Annotated in this window: 21 protein-coding genes, 1 pseudogene and 1 riboswitch; of the genes and pseudogenes, 15 read left to right on the forward strand and 7 right to left on the reverse strand. The window is 72.1% G+C overall.

What is annotated here, in order from left to right:
- Nucleotides 1-50: 50 nt before the first annotated feature.
- Nucleotides 51-2,150 carry a glycogen debranching N-terminal domain-containing protein gene (locus ABZU46_RS18215; protein WP_354859174.1) on the reverse strand — a complete coding sequence of 700 codons (2,100 nt, stop codon included), beginning with the start codon at nucleotides 2,148-2,150 and terminating at the stop codon, nucleotides 51-53.
- Between the two features lie 144 nt (nucleotides 2,151-2,294).
- On the opposite strand from ABZU46_RS18215, the gene ABZU46_RS18220 reads away from it, so the two are divergent.
- The 4 genes from ABZU46_RS18220 (at nucleotide 2,295) to ABZU46_RS18235 (ending at nucleotide 6,647) form a co-directional block, all read left to right on the forward strand.
- On the forward strand, nucleotides 2,295-3,284 hold the full coding sequence (locus ABZU46_RS18220; protein WP_354859177.1) for a LacI family DNA-binding transcriptional regulator: 990 nt from the start codon (nucleotides 2,295-2,297) through the stop codon (nucleotides 3,282-3,284).
- A 27-nt stretch (nucleotides 3,285-3,311) separates the two neighbouring features.
- Entirely contained in the window at nucleotides 3,312-4,562 is a 1,251-nt protein-coding gene (locus ABZU46_RS18225) for an extracellular solute-binding protein (protein WP_354859180.1), read from the forward strand.
- Between the two features lie 74 nt (nucleotides 4,563-4,636).
- On the forward strand, nucleotides 4,637-5,758 hold the full coding sequence (locus tag ABZU46_RS18230) for a sugar ABC transporter permease (RefSeq protein ID WP_354859182.1): 1,122 nt from the start codon (nucleotides 4,637-4,639) through the stop codon (nucleotides 5,756-5,758).
- A 1-nt stretch (nucleotide 5,759) separates the two neighbouring features.
- Nucleotides 5,760-6,647, forward strand: a complete 888-nt coding sequence (locus ABZU46_RS18235) for a carbohydrate ABC transporter permease (RefSeq protein ID WP_354859184.1) — start codon at nucleotides 5,760-5,762, stop codon at nucleotides 6,645-6,647.
- A gap of 36 nt (nucleotides 6,648-6,683) precedes the next feature.
- Here the strand turns inward: ABZU46_RS18235 and ABZU46_RS18240 are convergent, their stop codons facing one another.
- On the reverse strand, nucleotides 6,684-7,265 hold the full coding sequence (locus tag ABZU46_RS18240; RefSeq protein ID WP_354859186.1) for a GNAT family N-acetyltransferase: 582 nt from the start codon (nucleotides 7,263-7,265) through the stop codon (nucleotides 6,684-6,686).
- A 35-nt stretch (nucleotides 7,266-7,300) separates the two neighbouring features.
- On the opposite strand from ABZU46_RS18240, the gene ABZU46_RS18245 reads away from it, so the two are divergent.
- Nucleotides 7,301-8,575 carry a glycosyltransferase family 87 protein gene (locus ABZU46_RS18245; protein ID WP_354859188.1) on the forward strand — a complete coding sequence of 425 codons (1,275 nt, stop codon included), beginning with the start codon at nucleotides 7,301-7,303 and terminating at the stop codon, nucleotides 8,573-8,575.
- Here ABZU46_RS18245 and ABZU46_RS18250 read toward each other — a convergent pair.
- A complete protein-coding gene (locus ABZU46_RS18250) occupies nucleotides 8,474-9,025 on the reverse strand; it encodes a GNAT family N-acetyltransferase (RefSeq protein ID WP_354859191.1) in 552 nt (183 codons plus the stop codon). The genes ABZU46_RS18245 and ABZU46_RS18250 overlap by 102 nt on opposite strands.
- 80 nt (nucleotides 9,026-9,105) lie before the next feature.
- On the opposite strand from ABZU46_RS18250, the gene ABZU46_RS18255 reads away from it, so the two are divergent.
- The 5 genes from ABZU46_RS18255 (at nucleotide 9,106) to ABZU46_RS18275 (ending at nucleotide 14,684) form a co-directional block, all read left to right on the forward strand.
- Nucleotides 9,106-10,335 (forward strand): crosslink repair DNA glycosylase YcaQ family protein, encoded by a 1,230-nt coding sequence (locus ABZU46_RS18255; protein ID WP_354859193.1) that lies wholly within the window; start codon nucleotides 9,106-9,108, stop codon nucleotides 10,333-10,335.
- A 4-nt stretch (nucleotides 10,336-10,339) separates the two neighbouring features.
- Nucleotides 10,340-10,885, forward strand: coding sequence for a DUF2752 domain-containing protein (locus ABZU46_RS18260; RefSeq protein ID WP_354859195.1), 546 nt, complete (start codon nucleotides 10,340-10,342; stop codon nucleotides 10,883-10,885).
- A 343-nt stretch (nucleotides 10,886-11,228) separates the two neighbouring features.
- On the forward strand, nucleotides 11,229-11,969 hold the full coding sequence (gene thyX / locus ABZU46_RS18265; RefSeq protein ID WP_145785820.1) for an FAD-dependent thymidylate synthase: 741 nt from the start codon (nucleotides 11,229-11,231) through the stop codon (nucleotides 11,967-11,969).
- 47 nt (nucleotides 11,970-12,016) lie between these two features.
- On the forward strand, nucleotides 12,017-12,943 hold the full coding sequence (dapA, locus tag ABZU46_RS18270; protein ID WP_354859197.1) for a 4-hydroxy-tetrahydrodipicolinate synthase: 927 nt from the start codon (nucleotides 12,017-12,019) through the stop codon (nucleotides 12,941-12,943).
- 52 nt (nucleotides 12,944-12,995) lie between these two features.
- Nucleotides 12,996-14,684 carry a ribonuclease J gene (locus tag ABZU46_RS18275; RefSeq protein WP_124854118.1) on the forward strand — a complete coding sequence of 563 codons (1,689 nt, stop codon included), beginning with the start codon at nucleotides 12,996-12,998 and terminating at the stop codon, nucleotides 14,682-14,684.
- A gap of 68 nt (nucleotides 14,685-14,752) precedes the next feature.
- Here ABZU46_RS18275 and ABZU46_RS18280 read toward each other — a convergent pair whose 3' ends face one another.
- Both ABZU46_RS18280 and ABZU46_RS18285 read right to left on the reverse strand, forming a co-directional pair.
- Nucleotides 14,753-16,360, reverse strand: a complete 1,608-nt coding sequence (locus tag ABZU46_RS18280; RefSeq protein WP_354859230.1) for a YbjN domain-containing protein — start codon at nucleotides 16,358-16,360, stop codon at nucleotides 14,753-14,755.
- An 80-nt stretch (nucleotides 16,361-16,440) separates the two neighbouring features.
- Nucleotides 16,441-16,911, reverse strand: a complete 471-nt coding sequence (locus ABZU46_RS18285; protein WP_354859200.1) for a YbjN domain-containing protein — start codon at nucleotides 16,909-16,911, stop codon at nucleotides 16,441-16,443.
- A 113-nt stretch (nucleotides 16,912-17,024) separates the two neighbouring features.
- Between ABZU46_RS18285 and ABZU46_RS18290 the strand changes: the two are divergent.
- A pseudogene (locus ABZU46_RS18290) lies at nucleotides 17,025-18,503 on the forward strand (DNA translocase FtsK 4TM domain-containing protein); the annotation flags it as partial.
- Nucleotides 18,489-20,966, forward strand: a complete 2,478-nt coding sequence (locus ABZU46_RS18295; protein ID WP_354859233.1) for an FtsK/SpoIIIE domain-containing protein — start codon at nucleotides 18,489-18,491, stop codon at nucleotides 20,964-20,966. The pseudogene ABZU46_RS18290 and the gene ABZU46_RS18295, both read left to right, overlap by 15 nt.
- 69 nt (nucleotides 20,967-21,035) lie before the next feature.
- Here the strand turns inward: ABZU46_RS18295 and ABZU46_RS18300 are convergent, their stop codons facing one another.
- Both ABZU46_RS18300 and ABZU46_RS18305 read right to left on the reverse strand, forming a co-directional pair.
- The gene (locus ABZU46_RS18300) at nucleotides 21,036-21,281 is read right to left on the reverse strand and encodes a hypothetical protein (RefSeq protein ID WP_354859203.1); all 246 of its coding nucleotides are present in this window, start codon (nucleotides 21,279-21,281) and stop codon (nucleotides 21,036-21,038) included.
- Nucleotides 21,282-21,357: 76 nt separating this feature from the next.
- A complete protein-coding gene (locus tag ABZU46_RS18305; protein ID WP_354859204.1) occupies nucleotides 21,358-21,672 on the reverse strand; it encodes an SMR family transporter in 315 nt (104 codons plus the stop codon).
- A gap of 55 nt (nucleotides 21,673-21,727) precedes the next feature.
- A riboswitch (guanidine-III (ykkC-III) riboswitch) is annotated at nucleotides 21,728-21,798 on the reverse strand.
- A gap of 93 nt (nucleotides 21,799-21,891) precedes the next feature.
- Here ABZU46_RS18305 and ABZU46_RS18310 point away from each other — a divergent pair.
- The 3 genes from ABZU46_RS18310 to pgsA all read left to right on the forward strand — a co-directional run bounded on the left by ABZU46_RS18310 (nucleotide 21,892) and on the right by pgsA (nucleotide 25,092).
- Entirely contained in the window at nucleotides 21,892-22,815 is a 924-nt protein-coding gene (locus tag ABZU46_RS18310) for an ornithine cyclodeaminase family protein (protein ID WP_354859207.1), read from the forward strand.
- Between the two features lie 94 nt (nucleotides 22,816-22,909).
- Nucleotides 22,910-24,418, forward strand: a complete 1,509-nt coding sequence (gene rimO, locus ABZU46_RS18315) for a 30S ribosomal protein S12 methylthiotransferase RimO (protein ID WP_354859208.1) — start codon at nucleotides 22,910-22,912, stop codon at nucleotides 24,416-24,418.
- 77 nt (nucleotides 24,419-24,495) lie between these two features.
- Entirely contained in the window at nucleotides 24,496-25,092 is a 597-nt protein-coding gene (gene pgsA, locus ABZU46_RS18320; protein ID WP_354859210.1) for a CDP-diacylglycerol--glycerol-3-phosphate 3-phosphatidyltransferase, read from the forward strand.
- The last annotated feature ends 21 nt before the right edge of the window (nucleotides 25,093-25,113 follow it).

The following is a 25,113-nucleotide window of genomic DNA, read 5'->3' on the forward strand; positions in this document are numbered from 1 at the left end:
TTTCCGTTAGCTGACGGAAACTGTCCAAGATCTGCGAGGAGGGGCGCCCGCTATGCCGGGTGTTCCGCTGCGCGGCGTTGGGTGGGGAAGGTCGGGGTGAGCGGGGTGGGGAGGTTGGTGACCCTGGCCTCGCCAGAGCGGTCGACCTCGACCGTCACCGGGGTGTCGGCCACGCGGAGGCCCTTGACCGTGACGGCGCCCAGCTCCGCGCCGGCCAGCGGGGTCAGCCGGACCGTGCCGCCCGGCACGTCGGGGTAGAGGCCCGTCGCGGCCTGGAGCAGCAGCACCGCGCCCGCCGCGGCCCACGCCTGGGGCCGGCACGCCGCCGGGTACGGCACCGGGCGATCGAGCAGCGTCCGGTCGTCGCCGCCGTACAGCTCCGGCATCCGGTAGTCGAACGCCTCGGCCGCCGTGAGCAGCCCCTCGGCCAGGCCGAGCGCGGCGTCGCGGTGCCCCGCGCGGGCCAGCCCGGCGAGCACGATCGCGGTGTCGTGGGTCCAGATCGAACCGCAGTGGTACGACAGCGGGCTGAAGCCGGCGTCGTCGGTGGACATCGTCCGTAGTCCGAAGCCGCCGGCCAGCGTGTCAGTGGTGAGCAAGCGGGCGACCTGGGCCTCCTCGTCGACGGTGAGCAGGCCGGTGCCGAGCAGGTGACCGATGTTGCTGGTCAGCGAGTCGACGGGGCGCTTGTCCCGGTCGAGGGCCAGGGCGGGCTGCGGGCCGTACCGGCCGTCGACCCAGAAGGTGTCCCGGAACCGGCGGGCCAGCGTGGCGGCGTGCTCGCGCCAGTGGTCCCCACCGGGGCGGCCGAAGGCGTCCAGCAGGGCGGCGCCGTTCACCGCCGCCTCGTGCGCGTACCCCTGCACCTCGGCCAGCACGATGGGCGCGGTGGCCAGGGAGCCGTCGTGGAACCGTACGGCGTCGCCGGAGTCCTTCCAGCCCTGATTGGACAGCCCGTGGCCGGTGGTGTCGATGTACTCGACGAGGCCGTCGCCGTCGGGGTCGGCGTGCTCGCCGAGCCAGCGCAGGGCGGCCTCCAGGTGCGGCAGCAGTGGCTCGACCTGCTCGGCCGGCAGACCCCAGCGCCACGCGTCGTGCAGCAGGTTGACCCAGAGCATGGTGGCGTCGACGGTGCCGTAGTAGGCCGGCGGGAGGCGCAGCCCGTTCCCGGGCAGCGCGAACTCCTGCCCGCGCAGCTCGTGCAGGATCTTGCCGGGGGCCTCCCCGGTGGCCGGGTCGACGCGGGTGCCCTGGCGGCGGGCGAGCACGCGCAGGGTGCCGGCGGCCAGGTCGGTGCCGAGCGGCAGCATCATCCGGGCGGCCCAGAGGCTGTCCCGGCCGAACAGGGTGAGGAACCAGGGGACGCCGGCGCCGAGGAAGACGTCCCCGGGCGCGCCGGTCTCGGCCAGGCGTAGCCCGCGCAGGTCGTCCAGGCTGCGGTCGAGGAAGCGGACCAGCCGTCGATCGTCGGCGGTCACCTCGGGTCGGGCCCACTCCGGTTCGCCGACCGGGCCGATCACCACGGCGCGCGGGTCCTCGACGGTCAGCTGCCAGCGCAGCACCGACTCGCCTCCGGGGGGCAGGTAGATCGGCCAGGCCAGCCGCGGCGCGGTGGCCCGTTCGTCGGCGGCGAGCACGTCGGCGTCGGGCGCGGTGACGGTGACGGTGATGCCGTCGGCCGACCAGGTGAGCAGGCCCGGCTGGCCGGTCTTGGCCTCCAGCGGCGCGGCGGCGCCACCGGACTTGACCACCTCGATGGGTGCCAGGTCGCAGCCGAGGTCGACGCTCACGGTGGCCCGTACGCCGACCGTGGCGGTGGAGACGATCCGCAGCTCCTCGGTGAGGCCGTTGCGAGTGGCCCGACGGAGCCGGTCGACGCGGACTGTGGGGTCGGGCGTGGGATCGCCGAGCCAGCGGGCCAGGCCCACGAAGCGGGCGCCGTGCGGGCCGTCCGCGCCGCGGGTCAGCCCCTCCAGCTCCTGGTCGTCGACCCGCAGTTCGGCCCGGGAGAGCACGCGGGCGTCGGCGTGGAAGACGCCCTGGACGCCGGTCGGGCGGATCTGCCCGGTCGCGTCCCCCAGCGCACTGGTCGGGGCGAGCACCACCGGAACCAACTCGTGCAGGAGGGGTTGCAGCTGGCGTTCGATCACGGCGCGGCTCCAGATCTCGGGGGGCGGGGCGGACATCTTGACAACGCGCCCCTGGCGGTGCAAAGTGCGAAACATTCCAGAAACTTGAACGATCTAATCCTGCACTATCCGAATTGGATCGTTCAAGACGGCGAGAGGGATTAAGTGCCCGAGAAGGTAACCATTGCGACGGTGGCCCGGCACGCCCGAGTAAGCCGGCAGACGGTCTCCAACGTGCTCAACGCGCCGCACATCGTGCGGCAGGAGACCCGCCAGCGGGTCGAGGACGCGATCAGCGCGCTCGGCTACCGGGCCAACCAGGCGGCCAGACAGATGCGCACCGGCCGGTCCCGCCTCATCGCCGCCCGGATCGAACCGACCCGCGACGGCATCAACGGCTCCGTTCTCGACCGCTTCCTGCACGGCCTCACCGAGACCGCCGACGCCGCCGGCTACCGGGTGCTGCTCTACACCGCCACCGACGACGAGCGGGAGATCGCCACCTACGACGACCTGCTCGGCACGTACGAGCTGGACGCGTTCGTGCTCGTCGGCACCAAGTACGGCGACCCGCGTACCGCCTGGCTCGCCGACCGGGACGTGCCGTTCGTGACCTTCGGCCGCCCGTGGGACGCGCTCGACGCGCACCCCTGGGTCGACGTGGACGGCGCCGCCGGCACCGCCGCCGCCACCCGGCACCTGCTCGGCGCCGGGCACCGGCGGATCGCGTTCATCGGCTGGCCCCTCGGGTCCGGTGTCGGCGACGACCGGCGGGCCGGCTGGCACGACGCGCTGCGCGCCGCCGGTGTCGACCCGACCGGGCTGCACCGCGAGACCGAGGACGGCATCGCCGAGGGCGAACGGCTCACTCGGGACCTGCTCGCCGCCGAGGCGCCGACCGCCGTGCTCTGCGCCAGCGACTCGCTCGCCCTCGGCGCGCTGCAGGCGATCCGGGGCACCGACCCGCCGGCGTCGGTGATCGGCTTCGACGACACGCCGGTCGCAGCCGCGGTGGGGCTGACCAGCGTCAGCCAACCGCTCGGCGAGGCCGCCGCCCGCTGCGTGGACCTGCTCACCGGGGTCCTCGACGGCAACCACGAGACCCCCACCCACGTGCTGCTCCAGCCCTCGCTGGCGCTTCGGCACACCGCGTAGTCCCATCCCCCACCAGGAGAGAACCCCATGGCACCTCGAAACCTCACCCGGGCGGCGGTGGCCGGCCTCGCCGCCGTCGCCCTTCTCGGTTCCGCAGCCTGCGGCAGCGGCTTCGACGACTCGTCCGGCGACGCCGCCCAGTCCAGCGGACCGGCCAGCCTGCAGATCCTGATCGGATCCTCCGGCGAAGCCGAGACCAAGGCCGTGCAGGACGCCGCGGCGAAGTGGGCCAGCGGCTCCGGCAACACCGCCACGGTCACCCCGGCGCAGGACCTCACCCAGCAGCTCGGCCAGGGCCTGGCCGGTGGCACCCCGCCGGACGTCTTCTACGTCGACGCGGCCCGCTTCGCCGACTACGCGAGCGTCGGCGCGCTGGAGCCGTACGGCGACAAGATCTCCAACCCGGACGACTTCTACGAGAGCCTGCGCACCACGTTCTCGTACGACGGCAAGCTCTACTGCGCGCCCAAGGACTTCTCCACCCTGGCCCTGCAGATCAACACGGACCTGTGGGCGAAGGCCGGACTGACCGACGCCGACGTGCCGACCACCTGGGACCAGCTCACCGCGACCGCCCAGAAGATCAAGGCGAAGGGGCAGGTCGCCCTGGCGCTCGGCGACACCCGGGACCGGATCGGCGCATTCCTGGTGCAGAACGGCGGCTGGCTGCTGAGCAAGGACGGCAAGCAGCCGACCGCCGACACCCCGGAGAACCTGGCCGCCCTCCAGTACGTCAAGTCCCTGCTCACCTCGGGCCTGGCCAAGTACCCGAAGCAGCTCGACTCGGGCTGGTCCGGTGAGGCGTTCGGCAAGGGCAAGGCCGTGATGACCATCGAGGGCAACTGGATCAAGGGCGCGCTGCAGAACGACTTCCCGAACGTGAAGTACAAGGTGGTGGCGCTGCCGGCCGGCCCGAAGGGACAGGGCACGCTCTCCTTCACCCAGTGCTGGGGCATCGCGGCGAAGAGCAAGTACAAGGACCAGGCCATCAAGTTCGTCGAGGCGATGACCAGCGGTGAGCAGCAGCTGACGTTCGCGAAGGCGGTCGGTGTCATGCCGTCGCGGCAGTCGGTGCGCGACCAGTACACGGCCGCCTCCCCGGCCGACAAGGTGTTCATCGAGGGCGCCGCGTACGCCCAGGGCCCGGTGAACGCGCCGAAGATGGACAGCGTCCTCAAGGACCTGGACACCGGTCTGCAGAGCCTGGCCAACGGCGACCCGAAGACCGTGCTGCAGAACTTCGACAAGAACGCCAAGGCGGCGCTCGGCGGCAGCTGACGCGTGAGGAAGGGCCCCGCGACAGCGAGGGGCCCTTCCTTTCACCGTCGGCTGAAGACAGGGAGGGAGGGGAGATGGCAACCGAGACACTGACCGCCGTGGCCACCGCGCCCGGGATGAGTCCCCGGCGACGGCGGGGTGGCGTCCGCGGCAACGAGAACCTCGCCGGCTGGCTCTTCGTCGCACCGGTGATCGTTATCCTGGGGCTGTTCCTGCTGCTGCCGATCCTGATGGCGCTCTGGGTCAGCCTGACCGACTGGAACGGGCAGGGCAGCCCGTTCACCGGCGACGTCCCGTTCGTCGGCGCGCACAACTACACCCAGTTGTTCACCGAGGACGGGCTGCCCCGCCGCGACTTCATGACCAGCATCCGCAACAACATTTACTACGTGGCGATCGTGGTGCCGGCGCAGACCGTGCTCGCGCTCGGGCTGGCGCTGGTGGTCAACAACCGGATGCTCAAGGGCAAGAGCTTCTTCCGCAGCGCGTTCTACTTTCCCTCGGTCACCAGCTCGGTCGCGATCAGCGTGGTGTTCCTGTTCCTCTTCGCCAACTCCGGCGCGGTGAACGCGCTGCTCGGCTTCCTCGGGATCGACGGCCCGGAGTGGTTCGCCGACTCTCGAGGCGTGCTGCACCTGCTCTTCGGCGCGGTCGGCGTCGACTCGCCCCCGGCGGCGCTCACCGACGGCGGCCCGTTCGGGCTGAGCTGGTGGGACTGGCTGGCCGGCCCCAGCGTGGCGATGATCTCGATCATCACGTTGGTCATCTGGACCACCTCCGGCACGTTCATGCTGATGTTCCTGGCCGGCCTGCAGAACGTGCCGGTGACGCTGGACGAGGCCAGCACGCTCGACGGAGCCTCCCGCTGGCAGCGGTTCCGCTACGTCACCCTGCCGATGATCAGGCCGACCACCTTCCTGGTGCTCACCCTCGGCATGATCGGCTCCTGGCAGGTCTTCGACCAGGTGTACGTCATGAGCCAGGGCGACCCGGCCAAGACCACCGTCACCCCGGCGTACCTGTCGTACCGGACCGCGTTCCGGGACTTCGACTACGGCTCCGGCGCGGCGATCTCGTTCGTGCTGTTCCTGATCATCATCGTGCTCACGCTGATCCAGCGTCGGGCGCTCGCCGAGCGGGACACCGACCGGCCGCGCCGCGGCTGGCGGCGTCGACGCGTACCGGAGAGGTCCTGACATGGCCGTGCTGACCGACCGCCCGGCGGCGGCGCCCGCGCGCGGCGACCAGCGCGCGGCCCGCACCCTGGTCACCCGCTTTCTGGGGTACGCCACGCTGGTCTTCTTCGGGCTGGTGTTCCTCTACCCGTTCGTCATCCAGATCGCGAGCTCGCTCAAGACCGAGCCCGACGCGGCGGCGAACCCGCTCTCGCCGATTCCGGACCCGCTCAGCCTCGCCGGCTTCGACCGGATCTTCGCCGGCACCAACTTTCCGCTCTGGCTGGGCAACTCGCTGCTGGTCACCGTGCTGGTGACCCTCGGCCGGGTGTTCTTCGACTCGCTCGCCGGGTACGCGTTGGCCCGGCTGCGATTCCGGGGTCGCGCCGGGCTGTTCGCCGCCGTCATCGCGGTGATGGCGGTGCCCGGCGTGGTGCTGCTGATCCCGAAGTTCCTGGTGCTCAACCAGCTCGGCCTCTACAACAGCTACGCCGGCCTGGTGGTGCCGCTGCTGGCCGACGCGGCGGGCGTGTTCATCATGAAGCAGTTCTTCGAGTCGATCCCGGTGAGCGTGGAGGAGGCCGCCCGCATCGACGGGGCGAGCATCTTCCGCACCTTCTGGTCGGTGGTGCTGCCGATGGCGAAGCCGGCGCTGATCACCCTGACCATCCTGTCGTTCCAGGGTTCCTGGAACGAGTTCCCGCACAGCCTCGTGTCGGTGCAGGACCCGGACCTGTTCACCCTGCCGCGCGGCCTCGCCGACCTGGTCAGCGGCTCGCTGGGCAGCGGCACCCAGTACCCGCTCAAGCTGGGCGCGGCGCTGCTCGCCACCATCCCGGTGGCGATCATCTTCGTGGTGTTCCAGCGCTACTTCGTCCGCGACGCCAGCGACGGCGCGGACAAGGGTTGACCGTACCGGTGCGGCGGCCCCGGGCCGCCGCACCGGTCACTCGGCCGGAACCTTCTCGGTCGGCACGGCCACGTGCAGGCGCACCTGAGGCACCAGCATGTCGTCGACGTCCAGCGCCCGGGCCGCGCCGTCGGGCTCCCAACCGGTGCTGGTGAGGAACTTCCGGGTCGCCTCGTCACCGTCGAACGCCCAGGCCACCGCCCGACTCATGCCGTCGGACCGCCACAGGTCGACGGTCGCGGCGAGCAGCCGACTGCCGTGCCCGCGCCGGCCCCAGCGCGGCTCCACCAGCAGGTCGGTCACCGCCGCCACGTCCGGGCCGAGCGCGTCGGCCGGCTCACCCGGGGCGAGCGCCTCGCCGTCGGCCGGGCCGGAGGCGGCGAACCCCACCAGATACGATTGCTCGGCCTGTTCGACGGCGACCAGCACCCGGTGCGCGCCCGAGGGCGGCTCCAGCACCGCGGCGCTCCACCGCCGGGCGAGGAACGCCTCGTCCAGGTTGTCGAGCACATGCCGAGGCAGAATGCGGCGGTACGCGACCCGCCAGGTCGCGAGCTGGATGCGTGCGATCTCGCCGGCGTCCTCGGGACGCGCCGGGCGGACGTACCCGAGAGCCATGGGACGGAAGCCTACGCAGGGCGAGGGAGGCGACGGTGGCGCAGGGTGCCAACAGGACGACCGCGCAGGTCGTCGGGGTGGTGGTGCTCGCCGCGGCGGTCACCGCGTTCCTCGCCGTCGCGGCCGTCCGGCACGGTTTCTTCGACCTCAAGGTCTACTACGGCGCGTTGACGTGGTGGGTGCACGACGGCGGGGAGATCTACGACTACCTCAAACCGGGGACCCAGTACGGCTTCACGTACCCGCCGTTCGCGGCGCTGGTCATGCTGCCGATGGCGTACCTGCCGTGGTCGGCCGCGATCGTGGTGAGCGTACTCGCCAGTGTGGTCACCACGACGGTGCTGATCTGGTGGCTGGTCGACCCGATCGCCCGCCGGGCCGGGTGGACTCCCTGGTTCGCCCTCGCCGTCGCGCTCTGCCTGGCCGCCGCCTTCGAGCCGATGCGGGAGACGGTCAACTTCGGCCAGGTGAACACACTGCTGCTGTTCCTGGTGGCGGTGGACCTGCTGCGGCTGCTGCCGGTCGGCGACCGGTGGGCCGGGGTGGGCATCGGCCTGGCCACCGCGATCAAGCTGACCCCGGGCATCTTCATCGTCTATCTGCTGGTCACCGGGCGGTGGCGGGCGGCGCTCACCGCCAGTGGCGCGGCCGCCGGGGTGACGTTGCTGGCCGGCGCGCTCTTTCCGGACGCCTCCCGGGAGTTCTGGACCGAGGCGCTGTGGAACACCGGGCGGGTCGGGGAGTTGGCGTTCGTCTCCAACCAGTCGCTGCGCGGGGTGGTCGCCCGGCTCGACCCGCAGCACCCGAGCACCCTGCTGTGGCTGCTGCTGGTGCTCGGCGCCCTGGCGCTCTGGGCCTGGCGGTCCCGGGTCGCCGTCGCCGCCGGTGACGAGGCGACCGGCCTGGCCCTGACCGGCGCGGTGATGTGCCTGGTCAGCCCGGTCACCTGGGTGCACCACCTGGTCTGGCTGCTGCCCGGGCTGATCCTGCTGGTCGACAACGCGATGGCCGCGCCGGCCGGCCGTCGACGGCGCGTCCTGCTGGCCGCCGCGACCATCGGCTACGTGCTGCTGATCAGCCGGACCGTCTGGTTCTGGGAGAAGGACTTCACCGGCGTCGACGGCTTCGTCGGCAGCAACGCGTACGTCTGGATCAGCCTGGCCCTGCTGGCCTTCCTGCCGGTTCGCCGGTGGCTGACACCGGGCAGGTCAGTCGTCGAGGCGTCCGGCGTACCGCAGCTCGACCAGTCCGACCGGCCCGCGCCCGCCGGCGAGCGGCACCTGGTAGGTCGACCGTTCACCGTCCGGTGACAGCCCCGACCGTTCGTAGAACCGGCGGGCCCGCCGGTTGTCCGCCAGCACCCACAGCCGGTAGCCGGTCCAGCCCCGTTCGCTGAGCCCGGCGCGGGCGGCGGCGAGCAGTTCGGCGGCCATCCCGTCGCCCCAGAACTCCGGCTCGACGTAGAGCGCCAGCACCTCGCCGACCGTCGGGTCCAGATCGTCGCGGTCCTGGTTGCGGCGGTACGGCCCGAACGTGGTGAAGCCGACGACCAGCCCGTCCACCTCGCCGAGCAGGGTGCTGAACGGGTGCTCCGGGTCGGCGGTGCCCAGGTCACGACGGCGCTGCGCCCAGGCCCCCACGTTGAGCCGTCCGAGCACCTCGTCCGGCATGAAGCCGGCGTAACCCGCCTGCCAGCCGTGCACGTGCACCCGGGCGACCGCCTCGGCGTCGTCGGGCTCCTCCCGGCGGATGGTCAGCATTGCACCGTTCTATGCCCCCGTAGCCGTCGGAGTCCAGCTTCCCGCACCGGCGTCGTACCGATGATTTATCGTCGCCGACGATGGCCGCACCGGAAGCACTCTCACTCGCCCAGGCCCGCCGGGTGGCACTCGCCGCCCAGGGTTTCGCCGACCCGCCGCCGGTCGGGGTGCCCACGCGTCGACATCTGCGCCGGGTCCTCGACCGGGTCGGGTTGATCCAGATGGACTCGGTCAACGTGCTGCAACGTGCGCACTACCTGCCGCTCTACAGCCGGCTCGGTCCGTACCCCACCGCGCTGCTCGACCAGGCCGCCTACCGCCGCCCCCGCGAGCTGTTCGAATACTGGGGCCATGAGGCGTCCCTCGTGCCGGTCGGGCTGCACCCGCTGCTGCGCTGGCGAATGGCCCGCGCGCACAGCGAATCCTGGGGTGGCATGCGGCGCATCGCACAGGAGCAGCCGGAGCTGGTCGCCTGGGTCCGGGCCGAGGTGGCCGCGCGGGGTCCGTTGACCGCCGCCGAGATCGAGCACGACGCGCCCCGGGAGACCGGCAACTGGGGGTGGAACTGGTCGGCGGTGAAGCGGGCGCTGGAGTTCCTGTTCTGGGCCGGCGAGGTGACCGCCGCCGAGCGCAGCACGTCCTTCGCCCGCCGCTACGACCTTCCCGAGCGGGTGCTCCCGCCGGCCGTGCTGGGCGCGCCTACCCCGACCGACGCCGAGGCGTACCGCGCTCTGGTGGCCCTGGCGGCGCGGTCGCTCGGGGTGGCCGCCGAACCGGAGCTGCGCGACTACTTTCGGCTGCCACTGGCCGGCGCCCGGCAGGCCGTCGCGGAGCTGGCCGAGGCCGGCGAGCTGGTGCCGGTCACCGTGGCGGGCTGGCGACAGCCGGCCTGGCTGCACGCGTCCGCCCGGCTGCCCCGGTGGATTCGGGGCAACACGCTGGTCAGCCCGTTCGACCCGCTGGTCTGGGAACGTGCCCGCACCGAGCGGCTGTTCGACTTCAGCTACCGGATCGAGATCTACGTCCCGGCGCCACAGCGGGTGTACGGCTACTACGTGCTGCCGTTCCTGCAGGGCGACCGGTTCACCGCCCGGGTCGACCTGAAGGCGGACCGCAAGGCCGGGGTGCTGCTCGTTCCGGCCGCCTGGGTCGAGCCCGGCGCCGACCCGGGGGAGACCGCCGTGGCGCTCGCCGCCGAGCTGTACCGGCTCGCCGGCTGGCTCGGGTTGGACGCGGTGGCGCCGCCCGCAGCCGGCGACCTGGCCGGTCCGCTCACCGCCGCGTTGGCCGGCGTGTCCGGTGTACCGTGAGCGCGTGACGAGCGTTCCCGGACCGGTCGACCAGCCGCAGCACGCCCCCGCTGCGAGCTGGCCGGCGAGCCCGCCGGATGGCTACGGCTACCCGGCGCCCGAGCCCGACCGGCTCACCCGGGGCGTTCTGTGGCTCTACGAGCGGTCGCCGCGCTGGGCGGTCCCGCTGGCCGCGGTCGGGTGCGTCGGCCTCGGCATGGCCTACGCGCTGCTGAGCAACCCGGCCCACGCCGACCCGGACGCCGCGCCGACCTGCCTGCTCAAGCTGACCACGGGGCTGGACTGCCCGGGCTGCGGCGGCACCCGCGCGCTCTGGTACGTGCTGCACGGCGACCTGCCGGCCGCCGCCCGACACCACTTCCTGTTCGTCTTCGCGCTGCCCTTCCTGGCGTACCTCTTCGTCGCCTGGGCGGGCCATCAGGCGTTCGGTTGGCGGCTGCCGGAGCTGCGGATCAGCTCGAAGGTCATCGTCGGGTTCCTGGGCGTGTGGCTGGCCTTCTCGGTGCTGCGCAACCTGCCCTGGGCGCCGTTCACCTCGCTCTACGTCTGAGGCCTGCCAGCCCCGGCCCGGCGTGCCGTGGATCGGCCTTCCTCGGCCTTCCTCGGGCGGGCCGTGAGGTCCTGCGCGTCCTGTAGAGCTGCCCCGGATATGGGGCGTGGCGGTGGTGCGCCCGGCGTCGTGCCGCCTGCCCCACTTCTGGGGCAGCTCTACAGGGAACCGGGGGTGTGCGAGACCCGCGAGCCACCGGATCCGCGCGTAGAGATCTTGGACACCTCCGGGCGCCGGCGCGTCCGCGAGCACCGGTGATTCGGCTGCGGTTGGCGGCTTCCACACCGCGAGCCCGACTTGGGTCGCAAGGCGCCCCGCCACTACAGTCCCAGGAATGCCGGAGATGGTGCAGCCCCAGGTCAAGTTGATCGCGTGGACCCAGTTCGCGGCCCCGGACGACGTGCCGTGGTCGACCGACGCCGAGGGCGGCCAGGCGCTCGCCGAGTTCGCCGGGCGGGCCTGCTACCAGTCGTGGAAGAAGCCGAACCCGGCGACCGCCACGAACGCCGGCTACCTCGCGCACATCCTCGAGGTCGGTCACCTCAGCGTGCTGGAGCACGGCTCGGTCACCTTCTACTTCACCGGGGTGTCCCGCTCCTTCACCCACGAGTTGATCCGGCACCGGCACTTCTCGTACTCCCAGCTCTCCCAGCGCTACGTCCCCGAGCGGGACGCGGCCATGGTCGAGCCGGCGGTCATCGCCGACGACCCCGAGCTGCACAAGAAGTTCACCGAGGCCGCCGAGGCGAGCGTGCGGGCGTACACCGAGCTGCTGGAGGGTCTTGAGCAGCGCTTCTCCGACGAGCCCAACCCGACGCTGCGCCGCAAGCAGGCCCGGCAGGCGGCCCGCGCGGTGCTGCCGAACGCCACCGAGACCCGGATCGTGGTCACCGGCAACTACCGGGCGTGGCGGCACTTCGTCGCCATGCGGGCCACCGAGCACGCCGACGTGGAGATCCGTGAGCTGGCTGTGGAGTGCCTGCGCCAGCTCCAGGGAGTCGCACCGAACGTCTTCGCCGACTTCGTGATCTCGACGCTGCCGGACGGCACCGAGGTGGCGGCCAGCCCGCACGAGGCGTCCTGAGCCCTTCCCCGGCAGGCTCCGGCTGGTCGTCCGCTAGGTTGGAGGGTATGACGCACGACCACCCCGACGCCGCGGCCCAACCGGCGTCCCGCCCCTTCGGCCGGGTGCTCACGGCCATGGTGAGCCCGTTCACCCCCGACGGCTCGCTCGACCTCGACGGCGCCGCCCGACTGGCGAGCCACCTGGTCGACGAGCAGGGCAACGACGCGCTGGTGGTCAACGGCACCACCGGTGAGTCGCCGACCACCACCGACGCGGAGAAGGAACGCCTGATCCGGGCCGTGGTGGAGGCCGTCGGTGACCGGGCCAGGGTCGTCGCCGGGGTGGGTACCAACGACACCCGGCACACCATCGAGCTGGCCACCGCCGCCGAGAAGGCCGGCGCGCACGGCCTGCTCGTGGTCACCCCGTACTACAACAAGCCGCCGCAGAGCGGTCTGCTGCGGCACTTCACCGCGGTGGCCGACGCCAGCGGACTGCCGGTGATGCTGTACGACATCCCGCACCGCTCCGGCGTGCCGATTGACACCGAGACACTGGTCCGGCTCGCCGACCACGCGCGGATCGTCGCGGTCAAGGACGCCAAGGGCGACCTGACCGCCACCAGCTGGGTGACCAGCCGGACCGGCCTCGCCTTCTACAGCGGCGAGGACGCGCTCACCCTGCCGGCGCTGGCCGTCGGCTGCGTGGGCGTGGTCGGCACCTCGACGCACTTCACCGGGGCGCTGACCGCACAGATGATCGAGGCGTACGACGCGGGGGACATGCCGGCCGCGCTTGCCCTGCACCGGCGGCTGCTGCCGCTGTTCACCGGCATCTTCCGCACGCAGGGCACCATCCTGGTGAAGGCGGGCCTGGCGTCGCTGGGCCTGCCGGCCGGCCCGGTGCGACCCCCGCTCGTGGACGCCACCGACGACGAGATCGCCCAGCTGCGCGCGGACTTCGCGGCAGCGGGCCTGGAGCTGCCCGAATGATCGAACGACACGATGGGCGCCGAGTGATGGCGTCGCAGAATGAGGTGGACGCGTGACCGAGGCGCACATCGAGGCGGAACTGCCCCCGCCGCTGCCGGAAGGTGGCCTGCGGATCATCCCGCTCGGCGGGCTCGGCGCCATCGGTCGGAACATGACCGTCTTCGAGTACGACGGCAAACTGCTGATCGTCGACTGCGGGGTGCTCTTCCCCGACGTCGAACAGCCGGGCGTGGACCTGATCCTGCCCGACTTCGGCCCGATCCTGGACCGGCTGGCCGACGTCCAGGCGATCGTGCTGACCCACGGCCACGAGGACCACATCGGCGCGGTGCCGTACCTGCTCGCCCACAAGCCCGACATCCCGCTGGTCGGCTCGCAGTTCACCCTCGCCCTGGTCGAGGCGAAGCTGGCCGAGCGGCGCATCCAGCCGTACACGCTGACCGTGCGGGAGGGCGGCCGCGAGCGGCTCGGCCCGTTCGAGTGCGAGTTCTTCGCGGTCAACCACTCCATCCCCGACGCGCTCGCCGTGGCCATCCGCACCCCGGCCGGCCTGGTGCTGCACACCGGCGACTTCAAGATGGACCAGCTCCCGCTGGACGGCCGGATCACCGACCTGGCCGGCTTCGCGCGGCTCGGCGCCGAGGGCGTCGATCTGCTGCTGTCCGACTCCACCAACGCGGAGATCCCCGGCTTCGTCACCCCGGAGCGGGAGATCGGGCCGGTGCTCGACTCGATCTTCGCGAAGGCCAAGGGCCGGATCATCGTCGCCTCGTTCGCCTCGCACGTGCACCGGGTGCAGCAGGTCTTCGACTCCGCCGCGGAGCACGGCCGCAAGGTCGCGCTGATCGGTCGGTCCATGGTCCGCAACATGGGCATCGCCCGGGACCTCGGCCTGCTCAACATCCCGGCCGGCCTGGTCATCGGGATCGAGGAGGCGACCACGCTGCCTCCCGAGCAGATCGTGCTGATGTCCACCGGTTCGCAGGGTGAGCCGATGAGCGCGCTGGGCCGGATGGCCAGCGGCGACCACCGGCACATCACCATCGCGCCCGGTGACACAGTCGTGCTGGCGTCGTCGCTGGTGCCGGGCAACGAGACCTCGGTCTACCGGGTCATCAACCGGCTCGCCCGGGCCGGCGCGGTCGTCGTGCACAAGGACGTGGCGAAGGTGCACGTCTCCGGGCACGCCCCGGCCGGCGAACTGCTCTACCTGCTCAACGTGGTTCGGCCCAGCAACCTGATGCCGGTGCACGGCGAGTGGCGTCACCTGCGCGCGCACGCCCGCCTCGGCATCGAGTCGGGGGTCGCCGCCGACCGGGTCGTGATCTGCGAGGACGGCGACGTGGTCGACCTCGTCGAGGGCCGGGCCAGCCTCGTCGGGCACGTGAAGAGCCGGTACGTCTACGTCGACGGTCTCGCCGTCGGCGACGTCAGCGAGTCGCTGCTCACCGAACGGCGGATCCTCGGCGACGGCGGTTTCATCGCCACCACAGTGGTCGTCGACTCGGTCACCGGCAAGGTGGTCGCCGGCCCGACGCTGTCCGCGAAGGGCTTCTCCGAGGACCCGGAGGCGTTCAACCCGGTGGTGCCGCTGGTCACCGAGGCGCTCAACCGGGCCGCCGCGGACGGCATCACCGACCCGCACCAGCTCCAGCAGATCGTCCGGCGGACCGTGGGGCGGTGGGTCAACGACAAGTACCGTCGTCGACCGATGATCGTGCCCACCGTCGTCGAGGTCTGAGCACGTCGCGCTGACGCCGGTCCACCCGTTGCGGGTGGGCCGGCGTCGCCGTGTCGGCCGCCGGGCGGTCAGGGCAGGTCGGCCACCGCTTCGGCGTACGCGACGCCGGTGGCGATCGCGGCGTCCACCAGCACCAGCAGTTGCGCCGGCGCCACCCCGTGGGTCAGGTCTGTCGCCACGTCCCCGGCGAGCACGATCTCCGTGTCGAGATCGTGCGCGTACGCCTTGGGCAGCAGCCGGTCGTGGTTCCAGGCGTTGCAGAAGGCGTACGCCTCGGCGCGGCGCGCGGTCGGCAGCCGGCGGGCGGCCATCGCCCGGGTGTGCAACACCTCGCCGCGTTCGCCGGCCCGACGGAACTGGATCACGGCCGCACCCCACCGGCCGACCACGGTGCCGCCGTCGTCGACCAGGTACCGGTCGCCGCGCCTGTCCAGCGTCGAGGTGATCATGTCGGTGGTGAGCGCCATCACCTCCCGCTCGGAGTCCGCCTCCGCGCCGGCCTCGTCCGCCCCGGGCTCGTGCGCGCCGGCCTCGTGCGCGCCGGCCTCGTCGCCAACCTCGTCGGCGGCCTCGTCGTCGGCGGGCAGCGGCGCTGCCGTCGCGGATGGTCGCTCGGCCAGCCAGGCCGCCATCCGGCCGGACTGGTGACCGGTGCCGTTGCGGGCGTCGAAGCTGCCCGCCAGGTCGGTGGCGAGGCCGAGCAGCAGCGCGCCCAGGGTGCCCACCTCCAGTTCGGTGGCCGGGCGATCGACGTACGCCGGGCGGTGCACCGTCCGGTCACCCAGCCCCGCCTCCTCGGCCAGCCCGCAGACCAGCGCCCCGGCGGCGGCGAACTCCATCGCGGCGAGGTCGTCGGTGGGCCGGTCCAGTCGGGGCAGCTGCTCGGTCAGGACGGTCAGCCCGCGTTCCAGGTGCCCGCCGAGCGCGCAGAACCGCAAATGCGTGGCGAGGTACGGAAAGGCGGAGCGCTCGCGCCGGTGTCGCCGGTACGCCCGCACGTGCGCCGCCGCTGCCTGCTCTGGTTCGCCGAGCCGCAACAGCGGCAGCAGATCGGCGACCAGCGCCCGCTCGGGCTGGTCGGTGCACTCCTGAGCGTCGCCGTCGTACGCCCGCAGCTCACTGCGTGCGGCCTGCCACTCGCCCCAGCCGGCGAGCAGTTCCGCGCGTCGGGCCGGGGCGCAGCCGGGGCATCCACCGGCCGGGCCGGGACGCGTGCCCGCCCACCCCTGGAAGAAGCGGCGGGCGGTGGGTTCGTCGCCGAGGTGGTCGGCGATCCGGCAGCGCAGCTCGGCGACGGTCGGCGCGTCGGGGCCGTCCGCCCCCACCCGGTGGGCCAGGTCGTCCAGCAGGAGTCGGGTCTGGTCCAGCCCGACCCGAGGCGTGCCGAGCAGCGCCTCCACCGCGTAGCGCTGGTAGCGCGCCAGCAGCTCAGCCTCGGCGTCGGTGAGCAGCGCGGGCCACCGGTCGGCGGCGGCCCGGCAGCGTCGCAACGGCTCGACCAGCCGCCACCGCTCGCCGTGCAGCAGGTACGCCTCGATCAGGGCGAACCGGGCGTCCATCGCGGACCGGACGTCCCCGGCGGCGTCGGCCCGTTCGGCGACCCGTTCCAGGGCGACCAGCCGACCGGGCCCGTCGGGCAGGTCCCGGGCGTCGGCGAGCGCGGCCACCAGCGCCAGGACGCGCTGACCTGCGACCCGGCCATCGGAGGGGCCGTCCGCCCGGTCGGTGCGGCTGCCCGCCGCCTCCTCCCGCCCGGTCACGCCGACACCGCGCCGGGCAGCCGGCCGACGGCGACGGCGAGCTGGCAGCCGGCCGTGATGCCACAGTCGAGCAGTTGGTCGAGCTGGTGCGGTGTGACCCCGCGCTCCAGGTCGGTGATCACCTCACCGTAGATCCGGGCCTGACCGCCGTCGTCGACGTGCACGAACGCCTTCGGCCAGAGCCGGTCGTGGTTCCAGGCGTTGCAGAAGGCGTACAGGGCGGGCACCTGCTCGATCCCGAAGGCGGGCGCGACCATGGTGCGGACCTGGAGCAACTCGCCGTCCACCCCGAGACGCAGGAACCAGATCAGGTTGTCGTCGAAGCGACCCACGAGGTCACCGTTCACGGCGCGGCCGACCGTCCGGCCACGCGCGGCGAGCACCGCGGCGACCAGCTCGTCGGTCAACGGGCGCAACCTACCGGGGTGCCCGGCCAGCGGATCGTCCTCGAGTCTCGGCGACGCCATCGGGCATCCCTTCTGAGGCGGATATCACGACCGGCGGCGGGGTCAGTGCTGCGACGCGCGGACACGACCCGGAAAAGCGGCGATCTGCCCGGCCCCACCGTTACCGTGACTCTATGGCGGGCCGTACCTCTCAGGCGAGCCGGCGACGCGGCGCGTCGCCGCGCGGTGGCACCAACAGCCGTGCCCGTCAACCGGCGAAGAAGACCCGGGCGCCGGTACGGCGGCGCACCACACCCGCCCGCCCGGGGCCGGCCGTCTACGTTGGCCGCGCGATCGGTGCACTGTGGATGGGGCTGGCGCACGGGATGGGCTGGGCGGTGCGGGCCGCCGGCCGGCAGGCCGCCTCCGCCCGCGACCTCGACCCCGAGCACCGTCGCGACGGCGGCGGGCTGCTGCTGTTCGGGCTGGCCCTGCTCACCGCCGTCGCGCTCTGGTTCTCCGGGGCGGGTCCGGTGGGCGCGCGGCTGGCCGACACGATCCGGCTGTTCCTGGGCGCGATCTCCGTGGTGGTTCCGGTGCTGCTGATGATCGGGGCGTGGCGGCTGATGCGCCAGCCGGCCGATCCGGAGCACCGGGGCCGCGGGTTGATCGGGTGGGGCTCGCTGCTGGTGTCGACCGCCGCGCTGCTCCAGATCGGTCAGGACCCGACGAACACCGTGCAGCGTGACTACGCCGGTGGCCTGGTCGGCGCCGGCGTGGGCGGGTTGCTGGAGCGGGCGGTCACCGCGTGGGTGGCCGTACCGTTGCTGGTCCTGCTGTTGCTCTTCGGCCTGCTCGTGGTCACCGCGACGCCGATCAACAAGATTCCCGAGCGGCTGGGCCTGCTCGCCGGAGGGTTGATCGCGCCTCCGGAGGCCACCGAGGAGGACGACGAGCCGGTCGCGCGGCCCGCGCGCAAGCGTCCGGCGAAGCGGATGCCGCCACCGATCGACCCGGACGACTTCGATGATCTGGAGGGCGCCGACCTCCAGGAGACCACGGTCCTGCCGCGCAAGGCGCCGGCGAAGGTGCCGGCCAGCCGCAAGCCGGCCGAGCCGCCGGAGCACTCGCCCGCGCCCACCCGCGCCGAGCAGCTCGCGTTGACCGGTCTGTCCGGCGACTACACCCTGCCCCCGGCGAACATGCTCAGCGCCGGTGCCGCCGCGAAGACCCGCAGCAAGGCCAACGACGAGGTGATCGCCGCGCTGACCGGCGTCTTCGACCAGTTCGACGTGGACGCCGCGGTCACCGGCTTCACCCGGGGCCCGACGGTCACCCGCTACGAGGTGGAGCTGGGGCACGGGGTCAAGGTCGAGCGGATCACCCAGCTCTCCCGCAACATCGCGTATGCGGTGAAGTCGCCGGACGTACGGATCCTCAGCCCGATCCCGGGCAAGAGCGCGGTCGGCGTGGAGATCCCGAATACCGACCCGGAAAACGTGGCGCTCGGCGACGTGCTGCGCTCGCGGGCGGCGACCAGCGACCACCATCCGATGGTGGTGGCGCTCGGTAAGGACATCGAGGGCGGCTACGTGGTGGCCAACCTCGCCAAGATGCCGCACATCCTCATCGCCGGGGCCACCGGCGCGGGCAAGGCGCTGGCCCTGGACACGCCGATCCCGACACCTGACGGCTGGTCCACGATGGGCGACCTCCAGGTTGGCGGGAAGGTTTTCGACGAACACGGCCGCAGCTGCACCATCGTCGCTGCCACCCCAGTGATGTACGACCGCCCCTGTTACGAAGTGGAGTTCTCCGACGGCACGGTGATTGTCGCCGACGCGCAGCACCAATGGCAGACGACGACCAGAGCTGGCCGGACCCAGCGAACCCATCGTTGGAGGGACGGGGCCTACTGGTCGGCGGATGATCGGCACCGGCTGGCTACAAAGACCGACGAGGTGTTGGCAGAGCCTGATCGTTCGGTATCGACCGACGAGGTTGTCTCCGATGTCGGCCAGCAGTTTCGGAACGCGCTGTACAAGGTGGTGCGTGGGCTGCCGAAGGAGTTCGGCAATACCCTGACCAGCTATGTGCGGGGCGGACGCGAGGTGGCCCGCCGAGTTCCCGCCTATTCCCGCCACCGTCTTTATCAGGCGTTGAACGAACTCGTCGCTGATCCAGGCCGGTCGGGTCGGAGGCGCAGCTTCGACGACCGGCCAGTGACGACCGAAGAGATCGCAGCTTCGCTGCGGGTGGTCGGGCGTGGCGGGTCCTGGGCCAACCATGCGGTTGCGGTGTGTGGACCACTCGACTATCCGGAGCAGGATCTACCAATCGCTCCGTACACGATGGGTTGTTGGCTGGGTGATGGCACGACCGGCTCGGCCTCCTTCACCTGCGACGAGGATGAGTTACTGGACAACATTCGGCTTGACGGGTACGTGGTGACGAAACGCCCCTCCAGCCGGAGGCATTACACGATCTCCAACAAACCAGAACGGGACGGGCGAATCGCCGAGGCTGTGAATCTGTTCGCTCAGGGTGTAAGCCTCGTTCGGGCGTCTCGGCAGGCCGGGGTCGGCCTTTCCGCTGTATGCCTGGCGGCTCGCGGTCGGGCCAGGGTTGCACGGCCGGGCCGCCGCGAGCCAGACTCTGCGCTCCGAGAGCAGTACCGGACGTTGCGGCACTTGTTCCGCGAGATCGGGACGAAACACATTCCTGCCAGCTACCTGCGCTCCTCGGAGGAGCAGCGGCGGGCTCTGCTGGCTGGTCTGTTGGACACGGACGGAACAATTTCCCCTCGGGGCGGAGTCGAGCTGGGGCTCACAAACCAACGTCTGGCACAGGATGCTCTAGAGCTGATCATCGGGCTCGGCTACCGGGCGACAATGACGACCAAGCGGGTGAAGGGCCGGAGCGAGTCGTCCTCCACCTTCTATCGAATTCACTTCACCCCGGCCGACAAGGTCTTCCGGCTGACACGCAAAGCGAGCCGCCAGGTGGTCGGCGGGCGTTCCACGACTGCCCGTCGTTACATCGTGGATGTACGACCAATCGCCTCGGTGCCCGTCCGGTGCATCGAGGTCGACAGTCCGAGTCATCTGTACCTGGCCAGCCGCGCGTGCATCCCCACCCACAACTCCAGCTGCCTCAACACCCTGCTGGTGTCTGTCCTCACCCGGGCCACCCCGGACGAGGTGCGGCTGCTGCTGATCGACCCGAAGCGGGTCGAGATGACCGGCTACGAGGGCATCCCGCACCTGGTCACCCCGATCGTGACCAACGCCAAGAAGGCGGCCGACTCGCTGGACTGGGTGGTCCGCGAGATGGACATGCGCTACGACGACCTCGCCGCCAACGGGGTCCGGCACATCGACGACTTCAACCGCAAGGTCCGCAACGGCGAGATCAAGGCTCCGCCGGGCAGCGAACGGGAGATGCGTCCGTACCCGTACCTGTTGGTGATCGTGGACGAGCTGGCGGACCTGATGATGGTCGCGCCGCGCGACGTGGAGGACTCGGTCGTCCGGATCACCCAGCTGGCCCGGGCCGCCGGCATCCACCTGGTGCTGGCCACCCAGCGCCCCTCGGTCGACGTGGTGACCGGTCTGATCAAGGCGAACGTGCCGTCCCGGCTGGCGTTCGCCACGTCGTCCCTCGCCGACTCGCGGGTCATCCTGGACCAGCCCGGCGCGGAGAAGCTGCTCGGCCGCGGTGACGGTCTCTTCCTGCCGATGGGCGCCTCGAAGCCGGTCCGGATCCAGGGTGCCTGGGTCACCGAGCGCGAGATCGCCGACGTGGTGAAGTTCTGCAAGGACCAGCGCGAGCCCGAGTTCCGCCCGGACGTGCTGGCTCCCGCCCAGGAGAACAAGAAGAAGATCGACGAGGACATCGGCGACGACCTCGACCTGCTGGTGCAGGCGGTGGAGCTGGTGGTCACCTCGCAGTTCGGCTCCACCTCGATGCTCCAGCGCAAGCTGCGGGTCGGTTTCGCGAAGGCGGGCCGTCTCATGGACCTCATGGAGACCCGGGGCGTGGTCGGGCCGTCGGAGGGGTCGAAGGCGCGCGACGTGCTGGTCAAGCCGGACGAGCTGGAGGACGTCCTGGCCGGCCTGCGTGGCGACGTGGACTGACAGCGCCGGCCCGGCCCGCTGACAGCGACGGGCCCGCCGGAAGCCGGCGGGCCCGTGCAAGCAGAACGCTCAGTTGTTGATCAGCGCGCCGATGATCACCAGGCTGATGATCGCGGCGACGACGCTGGCCGCGGCGGCGTACCAGCCCAGCGGCTTGTCGCCCAGGACGGCGCCGACGACGCCGGCGATCACGCCGAGCACACCGAAGATGATCGGGTTGAGCAACAGGGCGAGCACGGCGAAGACGAAGCCCACGATGGTGAGGATGCGGGCGGCGTTGTTACGCGGGCGGGCGGTGGTGGGGACGTCGGCCATGTCTTCCTCCGGTGTGAGAGCCTGTCGTGCCAGACCGATCAACTACCCACCGTGGACATTGGTCACGCGTACCTCTTCAGTGGAAGATCTTCAGTCCGACCACGCCGGCGATCACCAGCAGCAGGCAGAGGACCCGGGGCAGGCTGGCCGACTCGCCGAGCGCCAGCATCCCGACCAGCGCCGTCCCCACCGCGCCGATGCCGACCCAGACCGCGTAGCCGGTGCCGACCGGGATGTCGCGCAGCGCGTACGCCAGCCCGCCCATGCTCAGCACCAGGGCCAGCACGAACACCGCCGACGGGAGCAGCCGGCTGAAGCCGGCGCTGCGGTCCAGGGCGATCGCCCAGACCGTCTCCAACAGTCCAGAGATCACCAACACCAGCCAGGCCATCGTCCACCTCACGAAGGAGCGCCCGGGCTGCCGCACCGGACGAGTCGGGTCGTCACGTGGGGCGTCTTGGCCTGACCGGGTACGCCCACCACTCGTCCGGAGTGGTCACCGGCATCCGGGGCCACCGTGGCCGACGCTAGCACCGGCCCGGCGGCCGGGATGGTGACTCCCGCCACCACGCGTTGACCTCTACCTCGCTTCAACTTGCAGTATGGCGAGATGGCCCTGCTCTATGCCGATCCCGAGATCGCCGCCGTCCTGGACGCCACCACCACCGTCGACGCCATGCGCGTCGCCCTGGTGGCCGCGTACGAGGGGCGGCTCGTCGCCCCGCCCCGGGCCGCCGCCCCGCTCGGCGGGGGACGGATGGTGCTCACCGCCGGGCACCTGGTCGGCGAGTGGTACGGCTACCGCTCGTACGACACGTTCGGCCACCCGCAGGGCGAGCAGCTGGTGGTGCTGCACGACGCCCGCACCGGCGCGGTCCGGGCGGTAGCCGTCGGCGAGGAGCTGGGCTCCCGGCGTACCGGTGGGCTGGGTGGCGTCGCGGTCGACGCGCTGGCCCGGCCGGACGCGGCGACCCTCGGCGTGATCGGCTCCGGGCGGCAGGCGTGGACCCAGGTGTGGGCCGCGGCGGCCGTCCGTCCGCTGCGCGAGGTGGTGGTGCACAGCCGCTCGGCGGCGCGCCGGGACTCCTTCGCCGCCCGGGTGCGCGCCGAGCTGGGCGTGCCGGCCCGCGCGGTCGCCGACCCGGGCGCGGCCGTCACCGGACGGGACATCGTGGTGCTCGCCACCACCAGCCCCACCCCGGTGCTGCGCGCCGCCGATGTGAGCCCCGGCACGCACGTCAACGCGGTCGGTTTCAAGCAGCACGACCGCAGCGAGTTCGGCACCGACCTGCTGGACGTCGCCGACCTGCTGGTCACCGACTCGCCGGCCCAGGCGGCGGACTACCAGCCGCCGATGCTCGCGGCCCTGCCCCCGTACGCCGGACAGTTGCGTGACCTGGGCGGCATCCTGGCCGGCGCGGTCCCCGGCCGGACCACCGCGGACCAGCTCTCCGTCTTCTGCTCCACGGGCCTGGCCGGCACCGAGGTCTTCCTGCTCGACGCGCTGACCCGCGTGGGCGCCGCGACCCGCTGACGGGTCGGCGCCCGGCGACGACGCGCGAGGTGTGTGCCGGACGACCACCCCGGCCCGCGTGCGCGGGCTTCCGCGGCCGGCCCGGTACCCTCGGATGGTGTCTGCCACCTCTCCTTCTCCTTCCGACAACGCCGACGGCCGTCGCGTCGCCCTGCTGACCCTGGGCTGTGCCCGCAACGAGGTCGACTCGGAGGAGCTGGCCGCCCGCCTGCACGCCGACGGCTGGCAGGTGACCACCGACGGCGAGGGCGCCGACGTGGTGGTCGTCAACACCTGCGGTTTCGTGGAGAAGGCCAAGCAGGACTCCATCCAGACCCTGCTCGCCGCCGCCGGCACCGGCGCGAAGGTGGTGGCCGCCGGCTGCATGGCCGAGCGCTACGGCCGGGAGCTGGCCGACAGCCTGCCCGAGGCGCAGGCGGTGCTGAGCTTCGACGACTACCCGGACATCGCCGCCCGGCTGAACGCCGTCGTCGCCGGGGAGCAGATCACCGCGCACACTCCCCGGGACCGCCGCGAGCTGCTGCCGCTGACCCCGGTGCAGCGCCAGAGCGCCACCGTGTCCCTGCCCGGGCACGGCACCGTGGCGCGCACCGTCGTCGACACCGACGAGCACACCCCGGCGCACCTGCGCCAGGTGCTGCGCCGCCGACTGGACACCGGCCCGGTCGCCTCGCTGAAGCTCGCCAGCGGCTGCGACCGGCGCTGCGCGTTCTGTGCCATTCCCGCGTTCCGTGGGGCCTTCGTCTCGCGTACGCCGGACGAGCTGCTCGCCGAGGCGGAATGGCTGGCCAAGACCGGCGTACGGGAGCTGGTGCTGGTCAGCGAGAACTCCACCTCGTACGGCAAGGACCTCGGCGACCCCCGCGCGTTGGAGAAGCTGCTGCCGCAGCTCGCCGCGGTGTCCGGCATCGTCCGGGTGCGGGTGAGCTATCTCCAGCCGGCCGAGACCCGGCCCGGTCTGGTCGAGGCGATCGCCGGCACACCGGGGGTGGCCCCGTACTTCGACCTGTCGTTCCAGCACTCCAGCGAGCCGGTGCTGCGTCGGATGCGGCGTTTCGGCTCCACCGACCGGTTCCTGGAGCTGCTGGCCAGTGCCCGCGCGCTGGCCCCGGAAGCGGGCGCGCGGAGCAACTTCATCGTGGGCTTCCCCGGCGAGACCCGCGCCGACATCGACGAGCTGACCCGGTTCCTGACCGAGGCCCGACTCGACGCGATCGGCATGTTCGACTACAGCGACGAGGACGGCACCGAGGCGGCCGGCCTGCCCGGCAAGGTCTCCGCCGCGACCATCAAGCGGCGCTACGACCGGCTCAGCGCGCTCGCCGACGAGCTCTGCTCGCAGCGGGCCGAGGATCGGCTCGGCTCGACCGTCGAGGTGCTCGTCGACGCGATCGTCGACGGCGTGGTGGAGGGCCGGGCGGCGCACCAGGCGCCGGAGGTGGACGGTTCCACCACCCTTGTCGCACCTGCCGATGGCGGGGTCGACCTGGCCGCGTTGCGCCCGGGTGACCTGGTGCGGGCCACGGTGACCGGCACCGAAGGGGTGGATCTGCTCGCGGTGCCGGATGAGATGATCTCGGCGGCGCCCGGCGCGGCACGGTGACGGCGGGCCCGGACGAAGCGGGGGAGCCAGGTGGTGCGGTGCCGGAAACGCCATGGCGACCCGAGCGGAGCGAGGCGGTGACCGGGGCGACGGAGTCGACGCCGGCCCGGGTGGTCGCGCGGGTGCCCGTGCTCAACGCGGCCAACGCGCTGACCGCGCTGCGGCTGGTGCTGGTGCCGGTCTTCGCCGCGTCCGTGATCGTGTCGGGGATGACCCACGCGGGCTGGCGGATGGCGGCCTGCCTGATCTTCGCGGTGGCCTCAGCGACCGACCTGGTGGATGGCTGGATCGCCCGCCGGTTCGCTCTGGTCACCTCGGTCGGCAAGGTGGCCGACCCGATCGCCGACAAGGCGCTCACCGGCGCGGCCCTGGTGCTGCTCTCCTGGTACGACCGGCTGCCCTGGTGGGTGACGGCGCTGATCCTCGTCCGCGAGCTGGGCATCACCGGGCTGCGGTTCTGGGTGATCCGGCACGGGGTGATCGCGGCCAGCCGCGGCGGCAAGATCAAGACTGCGCTCCAGATCCTGGCCATCGCCTGGTACCTCTGGCCGATGCCGGCCGCCCTCGTGGCCGTCGGCCCCTGGATCATGGGTGCCGCCGTCCTGGTCACGGTGGCGACGGGCTTCGACTACATAACCCAGGCCCTCCGCCTCCGCCGCCCCCACCACCCCTGACCCCCCGGTGATCATGAAGTT

Origin of the sequence: Micromonospora sp. NPDC005197 (assembly GCF_040608295.1) — a bacterium.
GTDB lineage: Bacteria > Actinomycetota > Actinomycetes > Mycobacteriales > Micromonosporaceae > Micromonospora.